The organism is Nitrospirillum bahiense (assembly GCF_007828025.1).
Taxonomy (GTDB): Bacteria; Pseudomonadota; Alphaproteobacteria; order Azospirillales; family Azospirillaceae; genus Nitrospirillum; species Nitrospirillum amazonense.
In genome coordinates, this window is sequence record NZ_VITO01000008.1 from 160,425 (window position 1) to 184,411 (window position 23,987).

General features: G+C 68.4%; 22 protein-coding genes. 12 read left to right on the plus strand and 10 right to left on the minus strand.

Annotated elements, in window-relative coordinates:
• The first annotated feature begins 36 nt into the window (after positions 1–36).
• Positions 37–681: a TetR/AcrR family transcriptional regulator gene (locus FBZ88_RS13760; RefSeq protein WP_145617580.1), complete on the plus strand. Its 645-nt coding sequence runs from the start codon at positions 37–39 to the stop codon at positions 679–681.
• A gap of 21 nt (positions 682–702) precedes the next feature.
• Here FBZ88_RS13760 and FBZ88_RS13765 read toward each other — a convergent pair whose 3' ends face one another.
• Complete coding sequence (locus FBZ88_RS13765) at positions 703–1,557, minus strand: SDR family oxidoreductase (RefSeq protein ID WP_145617581.1); 855 nt, start codon at positions 1,555–1,557, stop codon at positions 703–705.
• A 106-nt stretch (positions 1,558–1,663) separates the two neighbouring features.
• Between FBZ88_RS13765 and FBZ88_RS13770 the strand changes: the two genes are divergently transcribed.
• Positions 1,664–2,575 (plus strand): LysR family transcriptional regulator, encoded by a 912-nt coding sequence (locus FBZ88_RS13770; RefSeq protein ID WP_211102652.1) that lies wholly within the window; start codon positions 1,664–1,666, stop codon positions 2,573–2,575.
• Positions 2,576–2,729: 154 nt separating this feature from the next.
• On the plus strand, positions 2,730–3,293 hold the full coding sequence (locus FBZ88_RS13775) for a 3'-5' exonuclease (protein ID WP_186464390.1): 564 nt from the start codon (positions 2,730–2,732) through the stop codon (positions 3,291–3,293).
• Between the two features lie 81 nt (positions 3,294–3,374).
• Here the strand turns inward: FBZ88_RS13775 and FBZ88_RS13780 are convergent, their stop codons facing one another.
• Together FBZ88_RS13780 and FBZ88_RS13785 are read right to left on the minus strand one after the other, a co-directional pair.
• Positions 3,375–4,928, minus strand: a complete 1,554-nt coding sequence (locus FBZ88_RS13780) for a sensor histidine kinase (RefSeq protein ID WP_186464391.1) — start codon at positions 4,926–4,928, stop codon at positions 3,375–3,377.
• Positions 4,929–4,972: 44 nt separating this feature from the next.
• Positions 4,973–5,140, minus strand: coding sequence for a response regulator transcription factor (locus tag FBZ88_RS13785; RefSeq protein WP_211102653.1), 168 nt, complete (start codon positions 5,138–5,140; stop codon positions 4,973–4,975).
• 425 nt (positions 5,141–5,565) lie between these two features.
• On the opposite strand from FBZ88_RS13785, the gene FBZ88_RS13790 reads away from it, so the two are divergent.
• From FBZ88_RS13790 to FBZ88_RS13820, 7 genes are all read left to right on the plus strand, one after another.
• Positions 5,566–5,931 carry a c-type cytochrome gene (locus FBZ88_RS13790; RefSeq protein ID WP_211102654.1) on the plus strand — a complete coding sequence of 122 codons (366 nt, stop codon included), beginning with the start codon at positions 5,566–5,568 and terminating at the stop codon, positions 5,929–5,931.
• Between the two features lie 33 nt (positions 5,932–5,964).
• Complete coding sequence (locus tag FBZ88_RS13795; RefSeq protein WP_145617586.1) at positions 5,965–7,365, plus strand: D-arabinono-1,4-lactone oxidase; 1,401 nt, start codon at positions 5,965–5,967, stop codon at positions 7,363–7,365.
• Complete coding sequence (locus FBZ88_RS13800; protein WP_145617587.1) at positions 7,358–8,659, plus strand: alanine racemase; 1,302 nt, start codon at positions 7,358–7,360, stop codon at positions 8,657–8,659. The genes FBZ88_RS13795 and FBZ88_RS13800 overlap by 8 nt, the downstream gene beginning before the upstream one ends.
• Positions 8,660–8,763: 104 nt before the next feature.
• Positions 8,764–11,049, plus strand: coding sequence for a TonB-dependent receptor (locus tag FBZ88_RS13805; protein ID WP_211102655.1), 2,286 nt, complete (start codon positions 8,764–8,766; stop codon positions 11,047–11,049).
• Between the two features lie 136 nt (positions 11,050–11,185).
• Positions 11,186–12,604 (plus strand): coniferyl aldehyde dehydrogenase, encoded by a 1,419-nt coding sequence (locus FBZ88_RS13810; RefSeq protein WP_145617588.1) that lies wholly within the window; start codon positions 11,186–11,188, stop codon positions 12,602–12,604.
• A 52-nt stretch (positions 12,605–12,656) separates the two neighbouring features.
• On the plus strand, positions 12,657–13,031 hold the full coding sequence (locus tag FBZ88_RS13815) for a hypothetical protein (RefSeq protein WP_145617590.1): 375 nt from the start codon (positions 12,657–12,659) through the stop codon (positions 13,029–13,031).
• 233 nt (positions 13,032–13,264) lie between these two features.
• Complete coding sequence (locus tag FBZ88_RS13820) at positions 13,265–13,981, plus strand: hypothetical protein (RefSeq protein WP_145617591.1); 717 nt, start codon at positions 13,265–13,267, stop codon at positions 13,979–13,981.
• 108 nt (positions 13,982–14,089) lie between these two features.
• On the opposite strand, the gene FBZ88_RS13825 is transcribed toward FBZ88_RS13820, so the two are convergent.
• The 4 genes from FBZ88_RS13825 to pcaF form a co-directional block, all read right to left on the minus strand.
• Positions 14,090–15,292, minus strand: coding sequence for a GGDEF domain-containing protein (locus FBZ88_RS13825; RefSeq protein ID WP_145617592.1), 1,203 nt, complete (start codon positions 15,290–15,292; stop codon positions 14,090–14,092).
• 235 nt (positions 15,293–15,527) lie between these two features.
• A complete protein-coding gene (locus FBZ88_RS13830; protein WP_145617593.1) occupies positions 15,528–16,187 on the minus strand; it encodes a 3-oxoacid CoA-transferase subunit B in 660 nt (219 codons plus the stop codon).
• Positions 16,188–16,203: 16 nt separating this feature from the next.
• Positions 16,204–16,890 (minus strand): 3-oxoacid CoA-transferase subunit A, encoded by a 687-nt coding sequence (locus tag FBZ88_RS13835; protein ID WP_145617594.1) that lies wholly within the window; start codon positions 16,888–16,890, stop codon positions 16,204–16,206.
• 80 nt (positions 16,891–16,970) lie between these two features.
• Complete coding sequence (pcaF, locus tag FBZ88_RS13840) at positions 16,971–18,176, minus strand: 3-oxoadipyl-CoA thiolase (protein WP_145617595.1); 1,206 nt, start codon at positions 18,174–18,176, stop codon at positions 16,971–16,973.
• 258 nt (positions 18,177–18,434) lie between these two features.
• On the opposite strand from pcaF, the gene FBZ88_RS13845 reads away from it, so the two are divergent.
• Complete coding sequence (locus tag FBZ88_RS13845; RefSeq protein WP_145617597.1) at positions 18,435–19,199, plus strand: IclR family transcriptional regulator domain-containing protein; 765 nt, start codon at positions 18,435–18,437, stop codon at positions 19,197–19,199.
• 3 nt (positions 19,200–19,202) lie between these two features.
• On the opposite strand, the gene FBZ88_RS13850 is transcribed toward FBZ88_RS13845, so the two are convergent.
• Both FBZ88_RS13850 and FBZ88_RS13855 read right to left on the minus strand, forming a co-directional pair.
• Positions 19,203–21,434, minus strand: coding sequence for a helicase-related protein (locus tag FBZ88_RS13850; RefSeq protein WP_145617598.1), 2,232 nt, complete (start codon positions 21,432–21,434; stop codon positions 19,203–19,205).
• An 89-nt stretch (positions 21,435–21,523) separates the two neighbouring features.
• Positions 21,524–22,129, minus strand: coding sequence for a substrate-binding periplasmic protein (locus FBZ88_RS13855; RefSeq protein WP_186464393.1), 606 nt, complete (start codon positions 22,127–22,129; stop codon positions 21,524–21,526).
• Between the two features lie 442 nt (positions 22,130–22,571).
• On the opposite strand from FBZ88_RS13855, the gene FBZ88_RS31340 reads away from it, so the two are divergent.
• Positions 22,572–22,706 carry a hypothetical protein gene (locus tag FBZ88_RS31340; RefSeq protein WP_281290137.1) on the plus strand — a complete coding sequence of 45 codons (135 nt, stop codon included), beginning with the start codon at positions 22,572–22,574 and terminating at the stop codon, positions 22,704–22,706.
• A gap of 105 nt (positions 22,707–22,811) precedes the next feature.
• On the opposite strand, the gene FBZ88_RS13860 is transcribed toward FBZ88_RS31340, so the two are convergent.
• Positions 22,812–23,972 carry an efflux RND transporter periplasmic adaptor subunit gene (locus tag FBZ88_RS13860; RefSeq protein ID WP_186464394.1) on the minus strand — a complete coding sequence of 387 codons (1,161 nt, stop codon included), beginning with the start codon at positions 23,970–23,972 and terminating at the stop codon, positions 22,812–22,814.
• Positions 23,973–23,987: the final 15 nt, after the last annotated feature.

Below are 23,987 nucleotides of genomic sequence, written 5' to 3' on the forward strand. Positions count from 1 at the left end.
CCGTTCTTCCACCCCCTTGCCGATCCCCCGTGACCCGTGTCAGACAGAGCCTCCGACGTCCCTCTCGCCTCCGGCCCGACCTCGGGCACCACCCTGACCGGCCGGGCGGCGGCCATGCGCATGCGGCTGATGCAGGCCGGGGCTGAGCTGTTGGGCGAAGTGGGGATCGAGCGCATCTCCACCAACCAGGTGGCCAGCCGCGCCGGCGTGACACCTCCCGTCTTCTATCGGCATTTCAAGGACAAGTACGATCTGCTGGCGGCCCTGGGCAGCACCCTGATGGAGGCCCAGAACGACATCCTCTATGAGTGGTTGGAGCGCAGCGCGCCCGCCGGTTTTGAAGAGCTGATGGGGGCCCACTACCAGTTCCTGCTGTCCACCATCCAGGCCACGGCCGAAATGCCGGGGGCGGTGTGGATCATGCGGGCGCTGCGCGCCGTGCCCTCGCTGACCGCCGTCCGCCTGGCCTCGCACGAGATGGTCACCGACCGCATCTGCCGCGCCATGGGCCCGCTGTTGCCCGAGATGGACCCGGCCGAATTGCGCCTGCGCACCCGCATCGCCGTGGACGCGGGCTACGCCGCTGTGGAGATGGCGCTGGACGACCCCAGCATGTCGCCCGAAAGCGTCTGCCGGGCCCTGACCCAGATGTGGTTGGGCGGCCTGCGCCACGGGGTGTGAGGCCGCCCGCCACTCCATTCATTATTTCGGCATGAAACGCTCACGCATCAGGGCCATGTAGGCCTCCTCCGACGTCTCGCGGCGGGCGGCGATCAGCGGCTTGATGTCGTCCGTCGCCACGTAGCGCAGCTGGTTGGTGCCGTCGGTGGCGGCGGTGTAGATCACCGCCGCCACGCCGTCCGGCGTGGTGCCGGCCAGGGAATTGCGCCAGCCCTCGAAGAAGGCGTCCAGCTTGGCGACGAAGGGGCGATAGTCGGCGAGATCCGCCTGGGCGCCCGCTTCCGTGCCGCTGCGCGGGCCGAAGTTGGTGCTGGTCACGCCGCCCGGCTCCACCAGCTTCACCGTCACGCCCACGCTGGCCAGCTCGAAGGACAGCGCCTCGGAGTAGCCCTCCAGCGCGAACTTGCTGGCGCAGTACAGCGACATCAGGGGCAGGCCGAAGGCGCCCGCGCCGGAACTGATGTTGATGATGGTGCCGGCGCCGTTCGCGCGGAAATGGGGCAGCACGGCCCGGGTCACGTCCATGACGCCGAAGACGTTGACCTCGAACTGTTCTGTTATCTTGGCCACGGGCGTGGCCTCGAACACGCCGAACAGGCCGAAGCCGGCATTGTTCACCAGCGTGTCGATGCGGCCGAAGCGGCGCAGCCCGGTCTCGACGGCGGCGGCGATACTGTCGTTGTCCTGCACGTCCAGGCGGGTGACGTGCACATTGTCCAGGGCGGCCAGGCCGGGATCGCGCGCCGGGTCGCGCATGGTGGCGATGACGTTCCAGCCGCGGGCGGCGAACAGCCGGGCGGCGGTCTCCCCGAAGCCGGAGGAACAGCCGGTGATCAGGACGGTCTTGGCCGAGGTGCTGGGGTTGGCGGTGCTCATGGTCTCTTTTCTTCCGTGAAGCTGGGTCGAGACCGCTGATGTAATGCGCCGCCATTGATGCGATAATCGGCGCAATCTTGCATGCACTGATGAAGGATTTCGTACAGTGACGGATCTGACGCTGCGGGAGTTGGCGGCCCTGGCGGCGGTGGCGGAACATCGCAGCTTCCGCGCGGCGGCGGCGGCCATTGGCGCCTCCCCCTCGTCGCTCAGCCACCGGGTCGCGGCCATGGAGCGGCAACTGGGCGTGCGCCTGTTCAATCGCACCACCCGCAGCGTGGCCCTGACCGAGGCGGGGGAGCATTTCCTGGCGCGGGTGATGCCGGCCACGCGCGAGATCGCCGACGCGGTGGAAACGGTGAACCGCTTCCGCGACACCCCTGCCGGCCTGCTGCGGCTCAATACCTCGGAGGAGGCCGCCGCGCGCATGCTGCCCCTGATCCTGGATTTCATGACCCGCTATCCGGACATGCGGGTCGATCTGGTGGCCGAGGGGCGCATGATCGACATCGTCGCCTCCGGCTTCGACGCCGGCTTCCGCGCCGCCGATACGGTGCCGGAGGATATGGTGGCCATCCCGCTGGGGGAGGAGGAGGGCTGGGCCGTCGTGGCCACGCCCGCCTATTTCCAGACGCACGGGCTGCCCCGCGTGCCGGCCGACCTGCTGCGCCACGACTGCATCCGCGCCCGCCTGCCCAGCGGCACCATCTACCGCTGGGAATTCGCCCCCCACGGCGGTGAGGAGATTCGTATCGACGTTCCCGGCCGCCTGACCCTGGGCAGCCATGCCCTGTGCCTGAACGCCGCCCGCGCCGGCGCCGGCATCGCTTATGTCAGCCTGCGCGACGTGGCGGCCGACCTGGCCGAGGGCCGCCTGGCCCGCGCGCTGGCCGACTGGACGCCGCCCTCGCCGGGCCTGGCGCTGTACTATCCCCGCCAGCGCCTGCCGTCGGCCGGGCTCAAGGCCTTCATCGACCATACCAAGGCCTGGCGTGCGGCGGGCCGTGGCTATGGGTGATTCTTTTTAACCGGTTGCCGGCCTATATAGCCGGGGTCGGCGCCTATCCCGGAGGCGCCCCTTGGATGTGGATCAGGTCATGGGTAAGGCGCAGATCATTCCAGCCGGCTTGCCAGCCGGGTCAGTTGGCCCGGCATCCGGGCGTTGGGTGGCCATGGACATCGAGATGACCGGTTTCCGGCCGGTGCAGGGGCGCAGCATCATCGAGGTGTCGGCCGTCGCGGTTTCACCGTCGGGCGCCGGCGGGTATATGCGGGAGGCGTGCAGCTGGCGCATCAATCCGCGCTGCCCGCTCAACCCCATCGCCATCGGTGTGCACGGCGTTCGGGCGGAGGAACTCGCCGACTGTCCGGACTTCGCGGACGTGGCGGGCGATATCCTGGCCTTCATCGGTTCCGACCCGCTGGTGTTCCACGGTGCCGCCGGTGATGTCGCCCTGTTGAACCAGGAACTGGCGGTGGCCGGTCTTCCGCCCCTGGCCAACCCCGTGGTGTGCACCGAAAAACTGGCCCGCCGCCGCTGGCCGGCCGAACGCTCCCGCCTGTCCCTGGTGGCGGAACGTGTGGGCGGCACCGTCCGGACGCGTCACAAAAGGCGGCGGCAGCAGGACGGTGGCGTCAGCGTCACCGGCGATTACCAACACAAGTCCCGGGCCGATGCCGAGATGACGGCGGACATCTGGCTGGCGCTGGGCGGCGCCGGCGGGGCGCCGGTCTGACGGGTTAATCGGCATGCAGCTGGGACGTCGAGCGACGCGGTATCGCGCCGCGTCTCCCCGATGTCAGCCGGAGTTATCTGGTCAGCGACCTTGAGCTGCGGCGGCGCCCGGTGCGCGGTGCAGCGGCAGCCACAGGGTAAGGCACGTGCCCATGGGGCCGGAATGCCAGGTGATGGTGCCGCCCACGGCCTGGGCCCGGCGCTGCTGGTTCCGTAGCCCCCGGCCGGTGGATGTCTCCAGGGCCTTTTCCGCATCGAAGCCCCGCCCATCGTCCTCTATCGTGACGCGCACGCCGACCACATTCCCTTGGACGTCAGGCGCGGTGCCCAACCGGACACGTCGGGCCCCGGCATGGTGCAGGGCATTCGCGATGCCCTCCTGCAGGATGCGCAGGATATGCAGGGCGCTGGACGGGTCCAGCCAGGTGAGTGTTGGCACGTCCTGGACATCCCACGCCAGGGTGATCCCCGATCCCTCCAGCCGCGGTTCCAGCCGGTAGCGCAGCGAAGCCAGCAGCAGCAGCAAGTCGGCGTCCACCGGTTCCATGGAATCGATGGCCAGTTTCAAATCGTCCAGGCAGCCCTTGAGGATTTGCGAGACCTCGGCGTCGTTCACGGCGCCCCGCTCGACGGAGCGGATGGCGCTGATCAGCGAGGCACCCACGCCGTCGTGCATGTCCTGCATCAGGCGCTGGCGCTCCTCACTAATGGTCTGGCGCCGTTCCACCTCGCGCAGGCGCTGGTGGCTGACCTCCAACTCGGCTTCGCGGACCCGCAGGCGTTCGGCCAAGTCGGCGTTGGCCCGTTGCATCCTGGCTATGGCGGCGCTGTAGCGCCGGTACAGGAGGATGCCGACAAGCACCAGGGCGACGACGTTGATGTAAGCCCCCAGGAACCATCCATCGAGGCCCAGGCCGCTGGAATGCATCCATTGGTCGGCTACGCCCAGCATGACACAGACGCCGACACAGCTGGCCACCATGCGCGTCGCGCTGAACCCGGGACCGGCCTGCGTCATGTCCACAATGCTGACACTTGCCGCCATCGCCAGCGCCATGCCGTAGAGGGCGGGTATGAGGAAGGGTGCGCAGGATAGTACCGGTATCGGCCCCGCCGCCGGCACTGTCAGCAGGGTGACGGCGCCCGCCACCATGGTCGCGGCCCCGGTCAGGATCGTGAACGGGGGGCGCAACGCCGGACGCAGCAGAAAAAAATGAATGATCCCGATGAGCCAGAACAAGGTGCAGATCGTCAGCCAAGTGAACCAATCGGTGAGGTGGCTGGGGCTCAGGTAGAAGTGCAGGTGCGCGGTGAAGGAGATGACCGCCAAGCTGAAAAACAGCATATAGCCGAATGATCTCCGCCGTTGGAACCACACGCGCAGGGCGTAGAACCCCGATCCCAGGAAAACGACATCCAGGGCCGCGGGCAGGTCACGCTGAAGGAATTCGCTCAAGGGGAGACGGCCGGGCGGCGCCTGCCCCGGTTCCACGGCCAGGGAAAACAGGACGGCTCGCGCCATCTGTCCCCGTCCGTCCCAGCCGCCCATGGCGCCGATCAGGCTGACGACGGCCAGCGGCATCACCGATAACAGGATCACCACAGCGGAGAGAAGGGAAGTGGGGCGGTATTTCATGCGGGCGATCACGCGGCATCCCATCGGGGTTCGGGTGCGGAGTATTACCGGTTCAGCAGGCCCAGCATCCTGGCCTCGTAAACCGCCTCGGCTTTGGAGGTGACCTCAAGCTTGCTGTAGATGCGCCGCGTGAAGGTGCGCACGGTGAAGTGCGACAGCCGGTGTCGCGGGTTTGTTCTACAGACGGGCTCCAGCCCCGTAAATACGCTCACACGAGATCGGCAGCCGGTACATAGGTGCGCCAGTAACGGTATGGAGATGGCCGGTATTGGGCAAGCAGATGGCCGTGCCCCGCGATATGGGGGGAGCTGGGACTTGAGCGCGGAAGAGAACCTGAAGGCCATCACGCGTGCTCTGGCCTATGGCTGGACCAAGCAGCCAAACCTTAACCCCATCCCTCAAGCCAGCGGATTTGTCCGATTGTGAACCGGACGGCACAGTGTCCTTTGAGGCGGACTATGGCCCCAATTGGCCAAGCTATGGGTGCCGTGACAGCTGCCACAAACCCCCTTGTCAGCCCCACCATTTTTAGCTATCACTAACTAGTTAGCGATGACTAACGCCGTACCCGCGAAGACGGGCGGCGACAGGGAGTTTCATGGGCTTGGGCATCGGGCATTTTCCGAAACGGGCACGTGTGCCCGCACTGTTCCTGCTGGCCGCGCTGGCGGCGGGCCTGTCGGCCTGCGACCCGGCGCCCGAGGCGCCGCCCACGGTCGAGGCGCTGGCCACGCGGCGCCCGGCGGAGGATCGCCTGGCTGGCCTGTATGAGGCCAGCTGCAAGGCCTGCCACGCCAATCCGGATTCCGGCGCCCCCCTGGTGGGCTACGCAACGGCGTGGAAGCCGCGCTGGGCCAAGGGGCCGGACACCCTGCTGAAACACACGCTGGAAGGCTTCAACGGCATGCCGGCGGGTGGCCAGTGCTTCTCCTGCACCGCCGATGATTACCAGGCGCTGATCCGCTTCATGGCCGGGCAGGCGCCGGCTGGAAAAGCCAACTGAACGACAAGCCTTGATGAGGGAACGGACCGAACCATGCTGACACGGCGCACCCTGTTTCTGCTGATGGGCGGCACCGCGCTGGCCGCCGGCGGCGTGGCGGCCTCCCGCGTGGGTGTGCAGCCGGAACCGCCGGCCCCGCCCAGCGCCGACGCCGGCGGCCATCTGCTGTGGCGCAACTGGTCCGGCATCCAGCATTCCTACCCCACCAGCCGCGCGGCGCCGGCGGATGAGGGCGAACTGGCCGACCTGGTGCGCAAGAGCCCCGGTCCCATCCGTGCCGTTGGCGCCGGCCATTCCTTCATGCCCCTGGTGCCCACCCCCGGCACGCTGGTGACGCTGGACCGCATCGCCGGGCTGGATGGCCACGACGCGGCGGCGCTGATCGCCCATGTCCGGGCCGGCACCCGGCTGGCCGACCTGGGCCCAGCCCTGTCCGCCGTCGGGCAGGAGATGCCCAACCTGCCGGACATCAACAAGCAATCGCTGGCCGGCGCCCTGTCCACCGCCACCCACGGCACGGGCGTCAACCTGATGGCCCTGCACGGCAACGTCCAGGCCTTCCGTCTGGTGACGGCGGATGGCCAGGTGCTGGATTGCGATGCCACCCAGAACGCCGACCTGTTCGCCGCCGCCCGGGTGGGGCTGGGCGCCTTCGGCATCCTCACCCGGGTGACGCTGAAGAATAGCCCGGCGCACCGGGTGGAACGGCGGGTGTGGCTGCAGCCCGTGGAACAGACCTTGGCGGAATGGCCCACCCTGCAGGCCGCCCACCGCAATGTGGAATTCTACTACCTTCCCTTCACCGGCATGACCGCCGTCATCACCCATGACGAGACGGACGCGCCGGCGACGCCCCGGCCGCCCACCCAGGACAATGATGCGGTCATGAGCCTGAAGGCGCTGCGCGACTGGCTGGGCTGGTCCCCCGCCATCCGCCGCCGCGTGGCCAAGCACGTGCTGTCCGGCCTGGAACCGGAACGGGTGGTGGCGGAAAGCTGGCAGCTGCTGTCCAACGAACGCCCCATCCGCTTCAACGAGATGGAATTCCACCTGCCGCGCGAGGCGCAGGTACAGGCGCTGAAGGACGTGATCGAGGCCATCGAGACCCGGCGGCACGATGTCTTCTTCCCCATCGAGGCGCGGGTGATCGCCCCCGATGACGCCTGGCTGTCGCCCTTCCACGACCGGCCGTCCGGCTCCATCGCCGTGCATGCCTATTACAAGGACGACTACCAGTTCCTCTTCGACGTGGTGGAACCCATCCTGCGGCGCCATGGCGGCCGGCCGCACTGGGGCAAGCTGAACACGCTGAAGACCGCCGATTTCATCGCCCTCTATCCCCGCTTCCGCGACGCCATGGACATGCGCCGCCAGATCGACCCGGAGGGGCGCTTCCTCAACGACTATCTGCGGGGGGTGTTCACCAATGCGTGATGACTATGGAAGGCGCCCGAGCCGTCGCGGCGTGCTGGCGGGCGGCATCGCCGGCGCCGCCGTCGTGGGCGCCGCCGCCCTCGCCTGGCCGGAGGGCGACCACGGCGGCGGGCATGACGCCTATTTCACCGGGCTGTCGGCCGCCCTGACCAAGGCGGGCGTGGCCCAGCCGGTGCTGGTGGTCGATACCACACGCCTGGATGCCAACATCAAGGCGGTGGGCGACACCCTGGGCAAAGCGGGCGCCCGAGCCAAGGGCCTGCGCATCGTCGTCAAGTCGCTGCCCTGCCACGACCTGATGGACCGGGTGGCGGCGGGCCTGAAGACCAAGCGCTACATGGTCTTCAACCAGCCCATGCTGGTGGAGATGGGGAGCCGCGTCCCCGATGCCGACATGCTGATGGGCAAGCCCCTGCCGGTGGCGGCGGCCGCCGCCTATTACGACACGCTGGGGGCGCAGGCCCCCGGCCCGCAATGGCTGATCGACACGCCGGAGCGCCTAGCCCAGTACACGGCGATGGCCAAGGCCAGGGGCGTGGCGCTCAATGTGAATTTCGAGATCGACGTGGGCCTGCATCGGGGCGGCCTGACGGATCCCGCGGCGCTGGCCGCCATGCTGACGGGCCTGGACCCGGCCGTCACCGCCTGCGGCCTCATGGGCTACGACCCCCATGTCGCCAAGATGCCCGGCGTGTTCGACATGCGGGGCAAGGCGCTGGCGCGGGCCAAGGAGGTCTACGCCCGCATGGCCGGCGTCCTGCGGGAGAAGGCGCCGCTGAAGGAGGGCCAGGCGCCCTACACCTTCAACACGGCGGGCAGCCCCACCTACGCCCTGCATACCGACGACCCGGTGGCGACGGAGGTGGCCGTCGGCTCCGCCTTCGTGAAGCCTACGGACTTCGACATCGACACCCTGGCGCATCATCAGCCCGCCTGCTTCATCGCCACCCCGGTGCTGAAGGTGGCGGAGCCGGCGCTGATCCCCGGGCTGGAAAGCCTGGCCGGCGTCGCCGCCTTCTTCGATCCCAATACCGCCCGCGCCTTTTTCGTGCAGGGCGGCCACTGGCTGGCCAACCCGGTGTCGCCGCCGGGCCTTCAGCTCAGCGGCCTCTACGGCCGGTCCAGCAACCAGGAACGCTGGTCGGGATCCCGCCGCGTGCCGCTGAAGCCGGACGACTGGGTGTTCCTGCGTCCCTCGCAGAGCGAGGCGGTGCTGCTGCAATTCGGGCCGCTGCTGGCCTATGACGGCGCCGCCATAACCGGGCGGTGGCCGGTGTTCGAGATGTCGGCCTGACCGAAAACGGCAGCCGAGCGCGTACCCCCGGCGGGCACCGGGGCCAAGAAGAAAGAGTGCTAGGGCGGTTGCGCAACGACGGAACCAAAAACAGGGAGCCAACCATGATGCGGATAGGCAAGGCGGGTATCGGGTTCATGCTGCTGTCGGGCGTGGCGCTGGGTGCGCTGCAGGGCAACGCCCGGGCGCAGTCTGCGGCGCCGCCCGATACGGACGGCGTGTTGCAGGAAATCGTGGTCACGGCGCAGAAGCGGGCGGAAAACCTGCAGGACGTGCCGGTGGCCATCACCGCGCTGACGGCCGAGACGCTGGAGAAGGCCGGCGTGCGCGACGTGCAGGATCTCCCCGCCCTGACGCCGGGCCTGCAGATCAAGACCTCCGACGCCAGCGCCAATCCCAAGGTGTTCATCCGCGGCGTGGGCCTGAACGACTTCAACGCCAACGCCGCCGGCGCCGTCGGCATCTATGCGGACGGCGTCTTCGTGGCATCACCCCTGGCGCAGTTGGGGCAGTTCTTCGACCTGGAACGGGTGGAGGTGCTGAAAGGGCCCCAGGGCACGCTCTACGGCCGCAACACCACCGGCGGCGCCATCAATATTACCTCGCGCCAGCCGACCTTCGAGACCACCAGCGATGGCAGCCTGGAATACGGCCGCTTCAATTCCGTGAAGGCGGAGGCCGGCGTCGGTGGCGCCATCGTTCCCGGCAAGCTGGCGGTGCGCCTGGCCGGCGTCTATGAACGCGACGACGGCGACACCTACAACCGCTACTACAACGACTATGTCAACGCCGTGAACCGCTGGGGCGGGCGTGCCAGCCTGCTGTTCACGCCCAGCGATGACCTCAGCGTCACGGTTCAGTTCCATGGCGGCCAGAACCGGGGCGACAGCCGGTCTTTCCAGTCCCGGCCGCTGATCCCGCAGGATCCGTCCGTCGCGGGGCCCGATGGCCTGTGCGCCGCCGGCGCCTACGCCTCAGGTCTGTGCACCGACGCGCTGGGCTACGCCGACACCGACAACAACCCCTACGCCGGCGCCTACAACGTCAAGGGCCAGGACAAGGTCGATACCTGGGGCGCCTCCGTCAATGTGCGGTGGGACCTGGGCAAGGCCACCCTCTATTCCATCACCGGCTTCGACAGCGCCGAGCGCAACGACCTGGAGGACACCGACGCCAGCCCCAACAACCTGCTGACCAGCACCTACAAGGCGACACAGCACGACGTGTCCCAGGAACTGCGGGTGGAGGCGCCGCTGGGCGACAAGTGGCGCGGCGTGGCCGGCGCCTATTTCCTGCACGACTATCTGAACACCGCCAGCCAGTACGACATCCTGCGCGACCTGCGGCCCCTGTTCATCACCGACGACAACCCCACCGGCTTCTCGCTGGAGAACAACGTGGCCACGGTGGGCTATCCCTATACCCAGATCAGCGACAGCTACGCTGTCTTCGGTCAGGTGGATTACCAACTGACCGATATGGTCACCCTGACCGGCGGTCTGCGCTATTCCCAGGACGATAAGGATTTCCGCTATCGCAGCACGGTGGAACAGGTGGTGGACGTGTTGAGCTACGCTGCCTCCAAATCCTTCGACAGCGTGTCGGGCCGCGCCTCCATCCAGGTGAAGCCCACCGACGACGTCATGCTCTACGCCAGCTACAACCGCGGCTACAAAAGCGGCGGCTTCTTCGGCGGCTACACCCGCGACCCGGCCGACCTGGCGCCCTACGCCGATGAGACGCTGGACGCCTATGAGGTGGGCGCCAAGACCGAGCTGTGGAACAAGCGCCTGCGCCTGAACGCCGCCGGCTTCTATTACGACTACAGCAACCTGCAGGTCTTCCAGATCGTCACCCGTGACGGCGTCCCCACCCAGACCTTCAACAATGCCGCCAACGCCCGCCTCTACGGCGTGGACGCGGACGTCACCCTGGTGCCGCTGAAGGGGCTGGAGATCAGCCTGGGTGGCGAATACCTCAACAGCGAATACCAAAACTATGTCTCGGAGGGGGAGAGCCTGTCCGGCAACCGCTTGCCCTCCGCGCCCCGCTGGACCCTCAGCGGCCTGGTCAGCTATGACCAGCCGCTGGATGGCGCGGGCGGCAAGGACGCCGGCACGCTGAACGCCAGCATCGACGTCTCCTACCGGTCGCTGGTCTATTTCGACAGCCACAACCTGACCCGTCTCAGCCAGTCCGGTTATTGGCTGACGGACGCGCGGCTGGGCTGGACCGCGCCCAACGGCACGATCAGCCTCGGCCTGTGGGTACGCAACCTGTTCGACCAGACCTACATCATGGATATCAACAACCTGGACAGTTTCGGTCTGGATTCCATCAGCATGGGCTCCCCCCGCCGCTTCGGCGGTTACCTGAGCTGGCATTTTTAAGGTTCCTCAGGCGCCGGCAGGCCCGTACGGGCCTTTGGCTATCCTCTATTTCCAGTCCGCTGCGCTCCCCGGAAATCTGCGGGGGCCGGCGGTCGCCGGCCTTTAAGAAGAAGTGAGTAGGGTGGAGGACGAAAGGATGATGGCGGTGGAGCAGCGGGGTGACGACTTGTTGGCGGTGACCCGGGCCTTTGACCGGCTGCGGGCGGCGGCGCGGCAGGATCCCTACCCCCCGGCGGAGCGGCGGCGGGACCAGCTAAGGGCGTTGGAACGGGCGCTGGTCCGCCGCCAGGACGCCCTGGTCCAGGCCGTGGACGCCGATTTCGGCGGCCGGCTGGCGCATGAGACGCTGTTCGCCGAGATCTTCGTGTCGCTGGAAGGCCTGCGCCATGCCCGCCGCCATCTGGCGGGCTGGATGCGACCCCGCCGCCGGTCCGTGCCACTGGCCCTGGGCCCCGGCCGCGCCTGGGTGCAGCCGCAGCCGGTGGGCGTGGTGGGCGTCATCGCCCCATGGAATTACCCGCTGTTCCTGGCGCTGGGGCCCCTGACCGGGGCGCTGGCCGCCGGCAACCGGGTGCTGCTGAAACCATCGGAACTGACACCCCGTACCACCGCCCTGATCGCCGACATCGTGGCGGAGGCGGTGGGGGCTGACACCGCCATCGTCGTTTCCGGTGGGGCGGAGGTGGGGGCCCACTTCGGCCGGCTGCCCTTCGACCATATCCTGTTCACCGGATCCACGCGTGTGGGGCGCTTGGTGATGAAGGCGGCGGCGGAGAACCTGACGCCCGTCACCCTGGAACTCGGTGGCAAGTCGCCGGCCCTGGTCCTGCCCGATGCCGACTTGGCGTCGGCCGCCACCGACGTCGCCTATGGCAAGTTCACCAACGCCGGCCAGACCTGCGTGGCGCCCGACTACGCCCTGGTGCCCCGATCCCGGATGCAGGACTTCGTGACGGAATTGGCCCGGGCCGTGCCCGGCTATTTCCCGGCGGAAGGCGGTGCCAGCGCCATGTCCGCCGTCTTCGGCGGGGCGGGCCGCGCCCGCATGGCGGCGCTGGTGGCGGAGGCCAAGGGCCGGGGGGCCGTGGTGCGGGAACTGGGCCCGCCCGTGCCGGGTCTGGACATCGGCCCCGCCGTGGTGCTGGACCCGCCCGAGGACATCACCCTGCAGCGGGAGGAGATCTTCGGGCCCCTCCTGCCCATCGTGCCCTATGACGATGTCGACCGCGCGTTGGACTATGTGCGCGACCGGCCCCGGCCGCTGGCCTTCTACCTGTTCGGGCGCGACCGCGCCCTGATCGAACGGGCGTTGAAGACCACCGCCGCCGGCGGTGTGGTGGTCAACGACACCCTGATCCACGTGGCGGTGGAGGATCTGCCCTTCGGCGGCATCGGCCCCAGCGGCATGGGCCGCTATCACGGCCGCGACGGCTTCGACACCTTCAGCCACCTGAAGGCGGTGTTCGACCGCAAGGGCCCCCGCCTGGACCGCCTGGCCCGCCCGCCGCTGAAACCCCTGCACCGCTGGCTGACCAAACTGTTGATCGGCGGGTAGGGCGCTGGCGTCGGCGGCGTCCGCATCCTATCTTCGGGGCATGCTGAGAAGGGTGCCCCACATCCGCGCGTGCGTCGTCTTTGCCCTGCTGGGCCTGCTGCTGCCGTCCGCCGTGGCGCGGGCGGACGTGTGGGACTATGCCCGCTCCGCCGGGCCCATCATCGGACAGGCCAAGGCCTGCGGTGTCACGGTGGCGCGCATCGACCATGCCTCCGACCAGGTGCGGGAACTCCTGGACCTGACGGCGCCCAACCCGGAAGAGCGCCGCAAGGTGGGCGAGATGTTCGACTTCCTGGTGAACACCGCCGTCACCATGCAGACCCAGGCGCCCAACCGGGATGAATGTCCCGAGGCGCTGGTCACCTTCGCCGACCTGGAACGGCGCCTGCCCCTGTGGCGGGAGATGCTGCCGCCGCGCAAGCCCTGACCGAATAATTCCCGAAAGGGCCATCGCTTGCAGGGATGCGATGCAATACTGCAAGCGCATGTGACTAATTTAACCCTAAACAGTCAAACGGCTACCTTCGGATAATCGGGCGCATTTTTTTCGAGAAAAATGCGACGGACTCCAGATCCACTTGCGTGCAACGCGCGTCGGGGGGTCTCAACGGGGCCGACCCCCCGATATTTCCCATCAGACCCCGACGACGGAGAGTGTTCATGTCGATCTCTTCTGTGTCGTCGTCTACCACCGCTGCGTATACGACGAGCACCAGCGGCACGGCTCAGTCCGCGAAGTCGACCATCAAGGACGACTTCAAGGCCTTGAGCGACGCGCTGTCCTCTGGTGACCTGGATACGGCCAAATCGGCCTATGATACCCTGAGCAAGGATTTGCAGGCCAACGCGCCCGCCAATTCCGCGTCGTCTTCCAGCGGCGGCAACCCGCTGAAGGACGCCTTGGACAAGGTGGGAACGGCGCTGCAGAACGGCGACGTCTCGGGCGCGCAAAGCGCCTTCGCCGACATCAAGTCCCACGGGGGCGACCGCCATGGTCCGCCGCCGGGCCCGCCGCCGGGTGGGGATGCCGGTGGGATTGGCGGCGGCCAGGGTGGCGGCAACGGCCAGGCGTCCGCCGTGCGTTCCGCTTTCTCCAGCCTGTCGGACGCGTTGTCCTCCGGCGATCTGTCCAGCGCCCAGTCCGCCTACAGCAGCCTGACCCAGCTGCTGGGCAGTAACGACAACAGCGCTACGGACAGCGGCGGCACGTCCTCATCGACCGACGGCACCGCCAGTGACACCGGCAACCCGCTGAAAAGCCTGCTCAGCCAGATCGGCAGTTCGCTCAACAGCGGCGACGTGTCGTCGGCGGCCAGCTTGCTGTCCTCTTTCACCCAGCAGACGGGTGCGGGGCAGTCGGTGAACGTGACGGCCTGACGCACGGGCCCGCACTGTACGGATCGAGGGTGGCGAACCGCCCCGATCACGCCTGAACCGGTGGGCGCCGGGGCCGTGGCAACGGCCTCGACCTCCCCTACCCGGATATCAGGCTGTCCAGCCCGACTGGGACAAGGGCAGGATCGTCTCCAGCCCACCAGGCCCGACGCTCAGCGTTTCGGTGCGGTTGCGGCCGGTGTCCTTGGCGCGGTACAGCGCCTGGTCGGCCGCCGTCACCAGCTCCTCCCACACATGGCCGTCGGCCCCCAACGTGGCGACACCGATGCTGACGGTGCAGCGTACCGCCCCCTGCGGCCGGTCCAGGGTGATGGTCGCCACCTGCTGGCGCACCCGCTCCGCCACCGCCCAGGCATCCTCCAGCCCGGTTTCGGGCAGCAGGGCCATGAACTCCTCACCGCCCACCCGGGCCAGGATGTCGCTGCGCCGCAACTCCCGCGTCAGGCAATCCGCCACGGCCACCAGCAGGGCGTCACCGGTGCCGTGGCCCCAGCGATCGTTCACCGCCTTGAAATGGTCGATGTCGATCATCAGCAGCGACAGCGCCCGGTGGTGGCGCAGGGCGCGCGACACCTCCATCTCGCCGGCCGCCCACAGCACCCGGCGGTTGGCCACGCCGGTCAGCGGGTCCTGCCGGGCCTGCTGCATCAGTTCGGAATCCAGGCGCCGGCTTATCATCCACAAATAGCCGTTGGTGACGGTGGTGGTGACGCAGATGATGACCAGGCGGGTCGCCACTTTCATGGCATGGGGTTCCTGCACCGTCCCTTCCCAATCGATCACCAGGGCCCATGCGGCACGGGCCAAGGCCAGCAGCGCCCACGCCGCGTAGAGGGTGCCGGTGACGGTGGCGGCGGGACACAGATCCCTCTCCGCATGGCGCACCAGGTGCCAGGCGATGGCGGCCGACAGGGTGGTGAAGAACAGGCTGCTGACCAGGATGCGGCCCCGGCTTTCCGGCGCGCCCACGGTGAACCACAGGAACACGGCCGCCAGCAGCGCGCCCAGCACCAACACGGGCCACGTCTCGTGCGTGGGCCGGCCCAGGAAACGGACCACGCCGACATAGGCCAGGCCATAGCCGGTGAAGATCAGAAAATGGCCGGATAGCAGACCCACCCAGCCCGGCTCGCTGTTCAGGGCCAAGCCGGCCGCCTGGGCGAAGCCGGATGCCGCCCAATAGGATAGGCCCGCCTGGCGGGGCAGGGACAGGGCCGCCATCAACAGGCACAGGGCCGCCACGGTCTGCAGCAGCGTGTTGACGACCAGCAGGCTGGGGATGTCCAGGTCCACCGACGTACCCTTCCCACCCGGGACGGCCCCAGCCGATACCGGGGCCTAAGCATGCCCTGAAGGATACGAGAGGTTCGTTCCACCTACAATGGTATGAACAAGCCGCCAGGCCAAATCTTCCGGTTAGGTCAATGGCTTAAGGGTTAGGTGGTTTATATGTGGTTCACGTTTCTCCCTATCCCGATCATACCATCCGGGGTGCGGCCGTGCCCCCCGGCACCAGCCGCCCGGTGGCTCAGGCTGCCGCCAGCGTCAGGCCGGACAACGCCGCCAGCGTCTCCAGGCTCATGCCCTGGCACAGATCGCGCACGGCGAAGCCGCCGGCCGTCACGTCCAGCACCGCCAGGTCGGTATAGACGCGGGTGACGCAGCCCAGCCCGGTCAGGGGATAGGTGCAGCGGTGCACCAGCTTGGACTGCCCGTCCTTGGTCAGGTGTTCCATCATCACGAAGACCTGGCGGGCGCCCACGGCCAGGTCCATGGCCCCGCCCACGGCCGGGATGGCGCCGGGCTTGCCGGTGGACCAGTTGGCGATGTCGCCGTTCTCTGCCACCTGGAAGGCGCCCAGGATGGCGATATCGAGATGCCCGCCCCGCATCATGGCGAAGGACAGGCTGTGGTCGAAGAAGGCGCCGCCGTCCAACAGGGTCACCGGCTGCTTGCCGGCGTTGATCAGGTCCGGATCCACGGCGTCGGCGGCGGGCCTGGGGCCCATGCCTAGGATGCCGTTCTCGCTGTGCAGCAGGATTTCCTTGTTGGGCGACAGGTGGTCGGCAACCAGTTCCGGCATGCCGATGCCGATGTTGACGACGGCGCCGTCCTCGATGTCGTTGGCGATGCGGGCGGCCATCTGGTCGCGGGTCCACGCGACGTACTTGGGGGGCGTGTGGCTCATGGTTCTAACTCCTGGCTCAAGCGGCCGAGCGGGCGGCGGGCTTGCCCACGGCCACCACGCGGCTGACGAATATCCCGGGCAGGGCGATGGCCTCCGGATCCAGGGCGCCCAGCTCCACGATCTCCTCCACCTGCGCCACTGACACCTTGGCGGCCGACGCCATGATGGGGCCGAAGTTGCGGGCGGTTTTGCGGAACACCATGTTGCCCCAGCGGTCGGCCAGGCGGCCCTTGATCAGGGCGACGTCGGCGTGGATGGGGTATTCCAGGATATATCCACGGCCGTCGATCACCCGGCTTTCCTTGCCCTCGGCCAGCGGTGTGCCGTAGCCCGTGGGGGTGAAGAAGCCGCCGATGCCGGCGCCGGCGGCACGGATGCGCTCCACCAGGTTGCCCTGGGGCACCAACTCCAGTTCCACCTTGCCGGCGCGGTACAGCTCATCGAAGACAAAGCTGTCGGTCTGGCGGGGGAAGGAGCAGATGACCTTGCGCACCCGCCCCGCCGCCAGCAGGGCCGCCAGGCCGGTGGTGCCGTTGCCGGCGTTGTTGCTGACGATCGTCAGGTCCCGGGATCCCTGCTCGATCAGGGCGTCCACCAGTTCCATGGGCATGCCGGCGTTGCCGAAGCCGCCCACCATGACGATGGCGCCATCGCGGACGTCGGCAAGCGCGTCCAGGGCTGAAGTACGAACTTTGGATAACATCGGTTCTTATTCCTCAAACGCCGGCGGCCCCAGTCGGGACCTAGTCGCGACACTCCGGTATGCTCAGGGCCTGGGGGTGATCAGACCCGTTCGATGACGCTGGCGATGCCTTGGCCCACGCCGATGCACATGGTGCACAGGGCGCGCCTGGCGTCCGATCCGGCCAGTTCGTGGGCGGCGGTGGCGACCAGGCGGGCGCCGGACATGCCCAGGGGATGGCCCAGGGCGATGGCGCCGCCGTTGGGGTTCACCCGCGCGTCGTCGTCGGCGATGCCCAGCTGGCGCAGCACGGCCAGCCCCTGGCTGGCGAAAGCCTCGTTCAGCTCGACCACGTCGATGTCGCCGATGGTCAGGCCCAGGCGGGCCAGCAGCTTCTGCGTCGCCGGCGCCGGGCCGATGCCCATGACGCGCGGTGGCACGCCGGCGGTGGCGGCCCCGACGAAGCGGGCCAGGGGCGTCAGGCCGTACTTGCGCACACCCTCGGCTGAGGCCAGCAGCAGGGCGGCCGCCCCGTCGTTCACGCCGGACGCGTTGCCGGCGGTCACCGTGCCCTCGGCCTTCACCACGCCTTTCAGCTTGGCCAGCGCCTCCAGCGTGGTGTCGGGGCGGGGATGCTCATCCGTGGCCACCACCTTGGGCTCACCCTTGCGCTGGGGGATGGTGACGGGGACGATTTCCCGCTCAAACCGGCCGCGCGCCTGGGCGGCGGCGGCCTTCCGCTGGCTGACGATGGCGAAGGCGTCCTGGTCGGCGCGGGAAACGCCAAAGTCCTCGGCCACGTTCTCGCCCGTCTCCGGCATGCTGTCGATACCATAGGCCGCCTTCATCGCCTTGTTGACGAAGCGCCAGCCGATGGTGGTGTCGAAGATCTCGGCCTTGCGGGAAAAGGCATCCTCCGCCTTGCCCATGACGAAGGGCGCGCGGGACATGCTTTCCACCCCGCCGGCGATCATCACGTCCGCCTCGCCCAGGGCCGCCACGCGGGCGGCCATGGCGACAGCGTCCATGCCCGATCCGCACAGGCGGTTGACGGTGGTGCCGCCCAGGCCGACCGGCAGGCCCGCCAGCAGCGCCGCCATGCGGGCCACGTTGCGGTTGTCCTCCCCCGCCTGGTTGGCGCAGCCGAAGACGACATCGCCCACCGCGTCCCAGTCCACTTGGGCGTTGCGCGCCATCAACGCCCGCAGCGGCACGGCCGCCAGGTCGTCCGCGCGCACCGACGACAGGGCGCCGCCGTAGCGCCCGATGGGGGTCCGGATCGCGTCGCAGATGAAGACTTCGGTCATGGAATACGCACTCCTTCGTCGTCGCGAAGGAAGGGGGCCTGGCTGGTGCCCGGTGGCAGCCGTCCTGGCGGCGGCCACGCCTGGGCACTGTCAGCTGTCCCCTCCCCAGGGAAGTCGCCGGCCACTTTTTTTAAGCGGCCGCATCTTTTTGTTCGTCTAGCGTACAAATGTCCGTATAATGAACATCACAATGAACCTGGCGCCCCGGCCTGTCAACGGCCCGTGGGGCGGCGCGCCTGCGTGGTGGGGATGCGGCAGATGACGGACGTGGATGTGGAAGCCGGGGAAGAGGGGGGCGAGTTCGTCCGCGCCCTGGCGCGCGGCCTGTCGGTGATCGAGGCCTTCGGCGCGACCCACACGCCCATGACCCTGTCGCAGGTGGCCAAGCGCGCCGACGTGACGCGCGCCACCGCGCGGCGCCTGCTGCACACCCTGTGCGCGCTGGGTTACGTCGCCTTCGATGGCAAGCTGTTCAGCCTGCGGCCCAAGGTGCTGAACCTGGGCCTGGCTTACCTGTCGTCCCTGACCCTGACGGGGGTGGCCCAGCCCTTCATGCAGGAACTGGTGGGCCGGGTGCAGGAATCCTGCTCCATCTCCGTGCTGGACGGCACGGACATCGTCTATGTCGTGCGCGTGCCCATGAAGCGCATCATGTCCATCGAGATCAGCATCGGCACCCGCCTGCCGGCCGCCCGCACCTCCATGGGCCGGGTGCTGCTGTCGGCCCTGCCCGATGCGGACCTGGACGCCGTCCTGGCCGCCACGCCGGACATCAAGGCGGACGCGGTCAAGGCCGCCGTGCGCCAGGCCGGCGGCCAAGGCTGGGCCCTGGTGGACCAGGAACTGGAGGATGGCCTGCGCTCCATCGCCGTGCCCATCCGGGGACGGGGCGGCGCCCTGATCGCCGCCATGAACGTCAGCACCCACGCTTCGCGCGTGACGGAGGCGCAGTTGCGGGAGGAGTTCCTGCCCGCCCTGCAAAGCACGGCGGCCGCCATCTCACACGCGCTGAGCTTCGCCTGACCGTTACTTCCGCTTGGGCCCATAGCGCTTCCGGGGCGCTCCCCTGAAACCGGGCTTGGGCTTGTGGGGGCCTTCACCGGCGGCGCGGGCGCGGCTGCGCATGGCCAGGACCTGGGCCAGGCGTTCGGCCACGGCGGCGCGGCGCTCGGTGACGGCCTCACGGTCGGGGAAGTAGGCGGAGAACTTGCGGGTCGCCCAGTAATAAAGGTCGCAGATGCGTGACTGTGCCTCCAGCCCCAGGTCATCCAGGCTGTCGATGCGCTTGCCGGCCACGCTGTCCAGTGGCAGGGGCTGTTCCCGCTCCAGGGCGCGGCAAATGCCATAGACCAGGTCGGCGTCGGTCTCGCGGTCCAGGTCCGCCGGCATGAACAGCAGGGTCAGGCGGCGGTCGAAGTCCAGGCGGCGGGCGTCCAGGGCCACCGCCATCTTGCGCACCGGCGCCAGGTCGGCCAGGGCGTAGGGTGACCCCTTGGTATCAGCGGCGGCGAAGCAGTCCACCAGGGGCACCAGGCGGTCGGTGCCGACATAGGTCGCCAGGCGTTCCATCATGGCGCGGGTGGGCCGCAGGGTCAGGGGCAGGGCGGCGTGCACCTTCTCATCCGCCGCCTTGTACATGTGGCGCAGGGCATTGGGACTGCCGCGCCCGACGACGCCGTATTCCCCCACCTCGAACTTGCCATAACGGCCGGCTCGGCCGGCGATCTGCCGCACCTCCGATCCCGACAGGGGCCGCACCTCGTGCCCGTCGAACTTCTCCAGGCTGGTGAACAGCACGCGGCGCACCGGCAGGTTCAGGCCCATGCCGATGGCATCCGTCGCCACCACCACGTCGGCCTCGCCAGTGGTGAAACGCTCCGCCTCCCGCCGGCGCACCTCGGGCGCCAGGGCGCCATAGATCACGGCGGCGCTCAGGCCCTTGGCGCGGATGGTTTCGCGGACGGAATGAACCTCTCGCCGGGAAAAGGCGATCAAGGCGTCGCCCGCCTGCACGTCGCTCCACTCCAGCCGGCGGTCGATCAGCTTCAGCGGCGTCTTGCGCTCCAGCTCCACCACCTCCAGCGGTTCGCCCAGGTACTGGGCCATGCGCTCGACCACCGGGCGGATGTCCGGGGAGCCCAGCAGGTACACCGTCTCCGCCGGCACGCCCACCAGCGCGGCGGACCAGGCCCAGCCGCGCTCCGCATCGGCCAGCATCTGGACCTCGTCGATGACGGCCACCTCCAGGCGGCTCTCCGGATCCAGCATCTCGACCGTGGAGGCGGTGATGCGGGCGCCGGGCACGCGGATCTCCTCCTCGCCCGTCACCAGGTTGGCGGCCACGCCCTCCTTGTTCAGGCGATCCATGATCTCCAGCGCCAGCAGGCGCAAGGGCGCCAGGTAGGCGCCGCTGCGGGCGTCTTTCAGCGCCTGCATGGCGCGGTGGGTCTTGCCGGAATTGGTCGGCCCCACCACCAGCACCAGGCGGCGGGGCATGCTGCGCGCCAGGGGGAACAGGTCCTCATAGCGCTTCAGGTCGAAATGGCTGTCGACGAAGCTGCGGCCGCGGGCGTGGATGCGGTCCTGCGCCCAGGCGGCCACCTCCCGTTCCCACCGGCGCAGCACCGACGGCGCGTCCGTCAGGTGGTGGGTGGCGCGCCACAGGCGGTCGCGGATCTCGGCCAGGGCTTCGGCGTCGCTTGACACCTCCGCCTCGATCTCGGCCAGGCGGCGGGCCAGGCTGCTTTCAGCGTCGCGCCGACGCCCGTTCAGCTTGCCATCGGTGCTGACCAGGTCGACCAGGGCCGTGCCGTCCAGGCCAGACAGCTCACCGACGGAGAAGGTGCGGTCCACGTTCAGGCGATAGGGATGAGGGAGGCTGGGCAGCCGCACCTCCAGCCTCTGGCTGACGCGGACGCGGTCGGGAACGATGGCCGGGGTGATCTCAAATCCCGCCTCCCGCAGGGGCGGACGGGCGGCGGCCAGAAGGGCAGGGCGCACCACGGCTTCGGACGCCCGGCGCTGGATGGTGGCCAGCAGCTCGTCCCGCCGCGCCTCCTCCACCCAAACCTGTTCCTTGTCGGGAAAGACCAGGGGCAGGGGCACCAGCCCCATGGCCGCCGCTTGGCGAGGGCGCACCAGGCCCAGCTGGGCCAAGGTGGCGCAGCCTTCCTCCGTCGTGGCGACGGCCAGCAGCAGGTCGGGATCCCAGCTGTGGGATTCGGAATCGGGGACGTGCGGGGTGGTGTCGGGCGTCATCGCAGCGAGAAAGACCGGAAAGAACAGGACGTTCCGCCTTTATGGGCCGCCGGGCCGCTGCCGTCCACCCGTCTTGGGCCCACGCCGGTTCAACGTGCGCCAGCCAGCGCCCGGTCAAAGGCGGCGATCAGGTCGTCGCCCACCGTCTGCGCGCACATGATGCGCCCGGCGCCCACGGCGGACAGTTCGGGAAAGTGGACGGCGACGATCTCCGATGGATCGACGCCGGCCGAGATGGCGGCCGCCTTGGCGTCCTCCGAACCGGATACGATGCTGTAATCCACATGTCCGGACGCGATCATCTTCACCAGATCCGACGGCGTGCCGCGGATGGGGCGGACGTGACTGGCCTCCTCGGCCGTCATGGCGTCTATCACCGGCCCCTTGGACGCGCCCAGCATGCTGCCATAGACACGGGCCTTGTCGCGCAGCAGCGCTTGGATCGAAGGATAGGCCTTGATCCACTCCGCGTTCTTCTTGGTGATGACCACCCAGTCAATCTGCGGGAAAATGGGCTTGGTGAACTTGAACCGCGCCTCGCGGTCCGGTGTCTTGATGACGTTGGGGGTGCAGGCCGCCCTGCCGTCCTGCAAGTCCGCGAGAATACGGTTGCGGGGGATGGGCCCTAGCCAGCTGATCTCATACCCGGCCTTGGCGGCCAATGCCTCTACCCGGGCGGCGATGGGGCCGCGCACGGCCTCGCCATCCGAAACGCCCTGCAGAAAAGGACCCACGTCAGGATAGAGGAACTGAATAACCGGTTTGCCGCTGGGTTGATCCACGGCGCTGGACAGGCCAGTACCACTCGCGATAACGCTTAAGAACAAGCTGCCAATTAAACTCGCGGTGGCGCCCACGGGTCAGGCCCCCAATCGACGGAAAAGAGCGATAGGATGGGTCATTTCTGCCTACCCGCCAAGAGACGTTATTGCCCACCGGCAATAATAATATTGCCCGCGACTGCGCCGCCACTTTCCTAATAACTCAAATCTTAACGGATTAACAATGGCTTGCCGTTTCAAGACCTGAAAACTGTCCTGATGGTAGAGGGTCTGAAAAGTGGCCCGAGGTTTGCTTTCCCCTGCTTTCGCCTGCCATCGGGATTGTCCCGACCGGCGCTTTGATGGGGGAAAATCCATGTCTTTCAAGAAGATCGTTATGGCGTGCCTGGTTTTGGTCGGTGTCGGCGTCTATGCCACCAGCCACATGACGGCTGAGCGCGAGGTCGCCATGGCCAGCCCGATCGAGTGCCAGGGCTGCGAGCCCTGGTAAGGCTCATCCTTACGCTTGTACCAGGTGCCGGCCCATCCGGCGCAACAGCAAGCGGCCGCTCCTGGGGGGGAGCGGCCGCTTGTTTTTTTCGATGACGCCAGGCCCTTACTTCGCCGCGCCGTCCTTGGGCGCGTCTTCCGCCACCGTCACGGCGTCGCCGTCGTTCAGCATGGTGTTGGGGTTCAGCACCACGCGGTCCTTGTCGCTGACGCCGCCCACCACCTCGACCGTGGTGTTGAACTCACGGCCCAGGGTCACGGGGTGGAAACGCACCTTGCCCTCGCCATCGACCACGGCGACGCGCTTGCCTTCCGGCCGGGTGACGATGGTGTTCACCGGCAGGGCCAGCACCCGGGCGCCGGCCTCGGGGAAATGCGCGTTGCCGCGCATGCCGGCCGGCAGGGTCAGGTCGGGATTGGGCAGGTCGGCCTCCACCCGCATGGTGCCGCTGGTGCTATCCACCGCGTGCGAGATGCGCACCACCTTGGCCGGGAAGCTGCGGCCGGGGAACTCCACGAAGCTGGCGTCCACCGCGGCGCCCACCGCCACGGCTGGCACCTGGCCCTGAGGCACGTCGATGACAAGGCGTAGGTGGTCCTGGCGCGACACCTGGTACAGGGCCTTGCCGCTGCTGGCGTCGGCCACCACCAAGTCGCCCTGTTCCACCAGGCGCTGGGTGATGATGCCGTCGATGGCCGTCGTCACCGTCTTGTAGGCGGTCAGCTGCTCCAGCCGCTTCACGTTGGCGATGGCGGCCTCCAGGTCGGCCTGGGCAGCGTTCAGGGCGGACTCGCGCGTGTCATAGGTCTCGCGCGTCACCCAGCCGTCGCCCAGCAGGGACTTGGACCGGCTGTAGTTGGACTTGGCCAGGGCCAGATTGGCTTCCGCCTGGTGCTGCGAGGCGCGGGCCTGCATCAGCTGCTGGTCTTGGTCGGGCGCCTCGATGACGGCCAGGGTCTGGCCAGCCTTCACCACGTCGCCGATGTCCACCAGGCGCTTGCCGATATAGCCGGAGACGCGGGCGTAGACGGTGTATTCCGTCAGGGCCTGGGTCTGGGCCGGCAGCAGCAGGCCGTCGGACGACTTGACGGGCTTGGGGTTGGTGGTCTTCACCTGCAGCGGGGCCTGCGGCCGGGCTTCCGGCGGGGCCTTGGTGCCGCTGGCCAGGTGGGGGGCAGACACCAGGCCGATGGCGGCCAGGGCCACGACGGCGGTGCCCAGCATCCAGGACCGGCGGCGGACGGTGGTCTTAGGGGCGGCGCTCATAATCATCAGACTCCT

Coding starts and splice junctions, on each gene's coding strand:
- FBZ88_RS13765 (WP_145617581.1), bottom strand. CDS start 1,557: ATGAGCACCGCCAACCCCAGCACCTCGGCCAAGACCGTCCTGATCACC.
- FBZ88_RS13775 (WP_186464390.1), top strand. CDS start 2,730: ATGGACATCGAGATGACCGGTTTCCGGCCGGTGCAGGGGCGCAGCATC.
- FBZ88_RS13780 (WP_186464391.1), bottom strand. CDS start 4,928: ATGAAATACCGCCCCACTTCCCTTCTCTCCGCTGTGGTGATCCTGTTA.
- FBZ88_RS13795 (WP_145617586.1), top strand. CDS start 5,965: ATGCTGACACGGCGCACCCTGTTTCTGCTGATGGGCGGCACCGCGCTG.
- FBZ88_RS13800 (WP_145617587.1), top strand. CDS start 7,358: ATGCGTGATGACTATGGAAGGCGCCCGAGCCGTCGCGGCGTGCTGGCG.
- FBZ88_RS13805 (WP_211102655.1), top strand. CDS start 8,764: ATGATGCGGATAGGCAAGGCGGGTATCGGGTTCATGCTGCTGTCGGGC.
- FBZ88_RS13810 (WP_145617588.1), top strand. CDS start 11,186: ATGATGGCGGTGGAGCAGCGGGGTGACGACTTGTTGGCGGTGACCCGG.
- FBZ88_RS13820 (WP_145617591.1), top strand. CDS start 13,265: ATGTCGATCTCTTCTGTGTCGTCGTCTACCACCGCTGCGTATACGACG.
- FBZ88_RS13830 (WP_145617593.1), bottom strand. CDS start 16,187: ATGAGCCACACGCCCCCCAAGTACGTCGCGTGGACCCGCGACCAGATG.
- FBZ88_RS13835 (WP_145617594.1), bottom strand. CDS start 16,890: ATGTTATCCAAAGTTCGTACTTCAGCCCTGGACGCGCTTGCCGACGTC.
- pcaF (WP_145617595.1), bottom strand. CDS start 18,176: ATGACCGAAGTCTTCATCTGCGACGCGATCCGGACCCCCATCGGGCGC.
- FBZ88_RS13845 (WP_145617597.1), top strand. CDS start 18,435: ATGACGGACGTGGATGTGGAAGCCGGGGAAGAGGGGGGCGAGTTCGTC.
- FBZ88_RS13850 (WP_145617598.1), bottom strand. CDS start 21,434: ATGACGCCCGACACCACCCCGCACGTCCCCGATTCCGAATCCCACAGC.
- FBZ88_RS31340 (WP_281290137.1), top strand. CDS start 22,572: ATGTCTTTCAAGAAGATCGTTATGGCGTGCCTGGTTTTGGTCGGTGTC.
- FBZ88_RS13860 (WP_186464394.1), bottom strand. CDS start 23,972: ATGAGCGCCGCCCCTAAGACCACCGTCCGCCGCCGGTCCTGGATGCTG.